At 72.5% G+C, this 4,591-nt stretch carries 1 protein-coding gene; it reads left to right on the forward strand.

Annotation, left to right across the window (positions count from 1 at the left end):
• Positions 1-234: 234 nt before the first annotated feature.
• On the forward strand, positions 235-4,591 hold a 4,357-nt coding region (locus tag JOC24_RS32925; RefSeq protein WP_205024101.1), incomplete at its 3' end, for a type I polyketide synthase.

The following is a 4,591-nucleotide window of genomic DNA, read 5'->3' on the forward strand; positions in this document are numbered from 1 at the left end:
CGTGCGTTGAGCACGTCCGATGGGCTGGCACTCCTTGACCGTGCGTTGGCTTCGGACGAGGCTCATACGGTTCCCGTCGGGCTGGATCTCGCGAGTCTGCGGGAGGGTGGGTCTGTACCCGCGTTGTTGCAGGGGCTGGTACGCAAACCCCCACGCCGAACAGCCGGCGGGCCGGCAGGAGCGCAGGACTGGCGCGAGCAGTTCGGGGCGGCTGCCGCAGCGGACCGGGACGCGATGGCCCTCGACGTCGTCCGGGCTCAGGCCGCCCTGGTGCTCGGTCACACGGGAGACAGCGCGGTCGCCGCCGACCGGGCTTTCAAGGACCTCGGCTTCGACTCACTGACCGCCGTGGAACTGCGCAACCGGCTGGACGAGATCACCGGCGTCCGGCTGCCCGTCACCTTGGTGTTCGACTACCCGACGCCGGTCTCGCTGAGCGCTCACCTCAGCACGGTCCTGGCAGGTTCGGCGGCCGCCCCGGACCGGACGGTGCGTCCGGTCGCGACGTCCGACGAGCCGATCGCGATCGTCGGGATGAGCTGCCGGTTCCCCGGCGGTGTGTCCTCCCCGGAGGAGCTGTGGACGATGCTCGACAGCGGACGCGAGGGGCTGGGCGAGTTCCCCACCGACCGGGGATGGGCTCTGGACGGGCTGTTCGACCCGACCGGGGAGCGGCCCGGGAGCTCGCTGGTGGACAAGGGAGGTTTCCTCGACGGCATCGCCGACTTCGACGCCGGGTTCTTCGGCGTGGCGCCGCGTGAGGCGGTGGCCATGGACCCGCAGCACCGGCTCCTGCTGGAACTCTCGTGGGAGGCGATCGAGCGGGCCGGCATCGACGCGACGGGTCTGCGGGGGAGCCGGACGGGAGTCTTCTCGGGCCTGATGTACCACGACTACGCGGCCCGGCTGACGTCCGTGCCTGAGGGCATCGCCGGGTTCCTCAGCAGCGGCAACGCGGGAAGTGTCGCGACCGGCCGGGTCGCCTACTCCCTCGGCTTCGAGGGGCCCGCGGTGACGGTCGACACGGCGTGCTCGTCCTCCCTGGTGGCACTGGACATGGCTGTCAGCGCACTGCAGCGCGGCGAGTGCGATCTCGCCCTCGCGGGCGGGGTGACCGTCATGGCGACGCCCACCATCTTCGCCGAGTTCACCCGGCAGCGTGGGCTCGCGGCAGACGGCCGCTGCAAGGCGTTCTCGACGGCGGCGGACGGCATGGGAGTGTCCGAGGGCGCGGGCGTGGTGATGGTGGAGAGGCTGTCCGACGCGCGCCGCAACGGTCACCGGGTGCTCGCCGTCGTGCGGGGTTCGGCGGTCAACCAGGACGGCGCGTCGAACGGGCTGACCGCGCCGAACGGCCCCTCGCAGCAACGGGTGATCCGCCAGGCGCTGGCCAACGCGGGGATCGCGTCCAGTGACGTGGACGTGGTGGAGGCACACGGTACGGGGACGTCGCTGGGCGATCCGATCGAGGCGCAGGCGCTCCTCGCGACGTACGGGCAGGAGCGTACGGGCGGGCGGCCGGTGCTGCTGGGGTCGGTGAAGTCCAACATCGGGCACACCCAGGCTGCGGCGGGCATCGCCGGAGTGATCAAGATGGTCATGGCGATGCGGCACGGCACGGTGCCCGCCACACTGCACGTGGAGGAACCCAGTCCGCACATCGACTGGTCGGCGGGCGCCGTCGAGCTGGCGACCGAGGCGCTGCCATGGCCGGAGACGGACAGGCCGCGCCGCGCGGCGGTGTCGTCCTTCGGGATCAGCGGCACCAACGCCCACGTCATCCTGGAACAGGCCCCGGATGAAGCGGCACCCGCCGAAGAGGCGGTGACCGGCGTGGTCCTGCCCTGGGTGCTCTCCGCCAAGACGGCCGACGCCCTGCGCGGGCAAGCCGAACGGCTGCGCGACTTCGCGGCGGGACACGACGACGTGGTGGCCACCGCGACGGCGTTGACGCGCACCCGGGCGGTGTTCGACCACCGTGCGGTGGTGCTCGCCGCCGACCCCGCCGGATTCGCCGACAAGCTCGGCCACCTGGCCCGGCAGGAGGCGTATCCGCCGGATGTGGTGTCCGGGACGGCCCGCCCCGGTGCCAGGGTGGCGTTCGTCTTCCCCGGGCAGGGTGCTCAGTGGACGGGCATGGCACTCGGACTCCTGGACTCGTCGACGGTGTTCGCGAAGTCCATGGCCCGCTGCGGCACGGAGCTCTCCGCCTTCGTCGAGTGGGACCTGTTCGAGGTGCTGCGGGACGAGGAGTCGCTGCGGCGGGTCGACGTCGTGCAGCCCGTGCTGTGGGCCGTGATGGTGTCGCTGGCCGAGGTGTGGCGGGCGGCCGGCATCACCCCCGCGGTGGTGGTGGGCCACTCGCAGGGCGAGATCGCCGCCGCCCATGTGGCGGGTGTGCTGTCGCTGTCGGAGTCGGCCAGGATCGTGGTGACCCGCAGCGGGGTGATCGCCGATGGACTGCCCGGCCGCGGAGGCATGGCGTCGCTCGCCGTGTCCGCCGAACGGGCCGGGGAACTGATCGAGCGGTACGCGGGCGAGCCCGGCGCGGTGTCCGTGGCGGCGGTCAACGGACCGTCCGCGGTCATCCTCGCCGGTGATGAGGAACCCCTGCGGAAGGTGCTCGAAGGCTGCGTCACGGAAGGCGCCCGCGCGCGGCTGATCCCGGTGAACTATCCGTCGCACTCCCCGCAGGTCGAACTCCTGCGGGACCGGCTGATCGATGAGCTGGGCGAGGTCACCGCAGGCCGTGCCCGGACCATCTGGCACTCCACGGTGACCGGAGAGCCGGTGTCGGGGCCGGAGGCCGACGCCGCCTACTGGTACCGGAACCTTCGGGAGCCGGTCCGCTTCGCCGACGTCGTGGCCACGCTGGTCGAACAGGGCGTGGACACGTTCATCGAGGTGAGCCCCCATCCCGTGGTCACCTCGGCCGTCGAGGACATCGCACTGGCGGCCGGTGCGGACGAGGTGGTCGCCGTGGGCTCGCTGCGGCGCGAGCACGACGAACCGGCTGCACTGCTGCGATCGGCTGCCACCCTGTGGACCCGAGGCCTCGGAGTGGACTGGTCCGCCCTGGCCCCCGGATCGACCGATCCGGTGGACCTGCCGACGTACGCGTTCCAGCGGGAGCGGTACTGGCTGCAGGCACCGCCGCTGTCCGGTGACGTGCGGGACGTCGGCCTCGAGCCGACCGGGCACCACCTCCTGACGGCCGCGGTCACCCCGGCCGGCACCGACACGGTGCTGTTCACAGGGCGGCTCGCGACCGCCGAAGGACCCCTGCCGGCCGAGAACACCGTGCTGGGAACCGCCCTGCTGCCCGGCGGAGTCCCGCTCGGCTGGGCGCTCCATGCGGCTCAGCACCTCGGCTGCGGCGGGGTCGCGCACCTCGAGCTGGAGACACCGCTCGCCCTGGGCGCCGGGGGTGCGGTCCGGGTGCAGGTGATGGCCGGTGCCCCGGACGAGGAGGGCCGCCGGGAGCTGACCGTCCACTCGCAGCCGGAGGACCTCCCGGAAGCCGGATGGACGCGCATGGCGCGGGGACTGCTCGACCCCGCGGAGGGCCGGCCGGACGAGGAGGCGTTCACGGAACTGGCCGGTGTGTGGCCCCCGTCCGGCGCCGAGGCGGTCGACGTCGAGAACTTCTACGACGAGCTGTTCGAGCGCGGTCACACCTACGGCCCGGCCTACCAGGGTCTGCGGGCGGCCTGGCACCGTGACGACGAGGTGTTCGCCGAAGTGCTGCTCCCCGACGAGGCAGTGGACGGCACCGATCCGGAGTCCGCACTGCTCGAAGCGGTCTGGCACGCCTGGCTCCAGCGAGTGGCTCCGGCCGGGCCGTCGGTCCCCGCCACCTGGTCGGGCGTCCGGCAGTGGACTGCCGGAGCCCGGTCGGTGCGGGTCCGCCTGTCGGCGGTGGGCGATGACGCCGTGCGCGTCCGGGTGGCCGACGAGCTGGGTGTTCCCGTCATGACGGTGGATGAGCTGGTGTTGCGGCCGGTGTCGGTGGGGTCGGTCGGGGGGCGGCCGTTGTACGGGGTGCGGTGGGAGGGGTGGAAGCCGGTTGGTGTCGAGGGCGGGGTGGGCTCCGCGGTGTGGGGGGAGTCGGTGTCGTTGGAGGAGGTGGTGGCCGCTGCTGGTGGGGTCGGTTCGATCCTTCTGGACGTGCGTACGGGGGGTGCGGGGGCTGGTGTTCCCGACGAGGTCAGGTCGGTGGTCGGTGCGGTGCTGGGGCGGGTGCGGGAGTGGCTGGCGTACGACGCGGCCTTGGGTGCTCGGCTGGTTGTGGTGACGGGTGCTGGTGTGGTGCAGGCGGCGGTGCGGGGGTTGGTGAGGTCGGCGCAGTCGGAGCATCCGGATCGGTTGGTGTTGGTCGAGGCCGACGCGGGGGAGGTCTCCGCGGGGCTGGTGGATGCGGCGGTTGACGCCGGCGAGCGGGAGTTCGCTGTTCGTGGTGGTGAGGTGTTCGTTCCGCGGTTGGGTGTGGTGCGTGCGGGGTCGGGTGGGACGCGGGTGGTGTCGGGTTCGGTGTTGGTGACGGGTGGGACGGGGGTGATCGGGGCTGCGGTGGCGCGGCATCTGGTGGGTG

Origin of the sequence: Streptomyces sp. HB132 (assembly GCF_016909575.1) — a bacterium.
Taxonomy (GTDB): domain Bacteria; phylum Actinomycetota; class Actinomycetes; order Streptomycetales; family Streptomycetaceae; genus Streptomyces.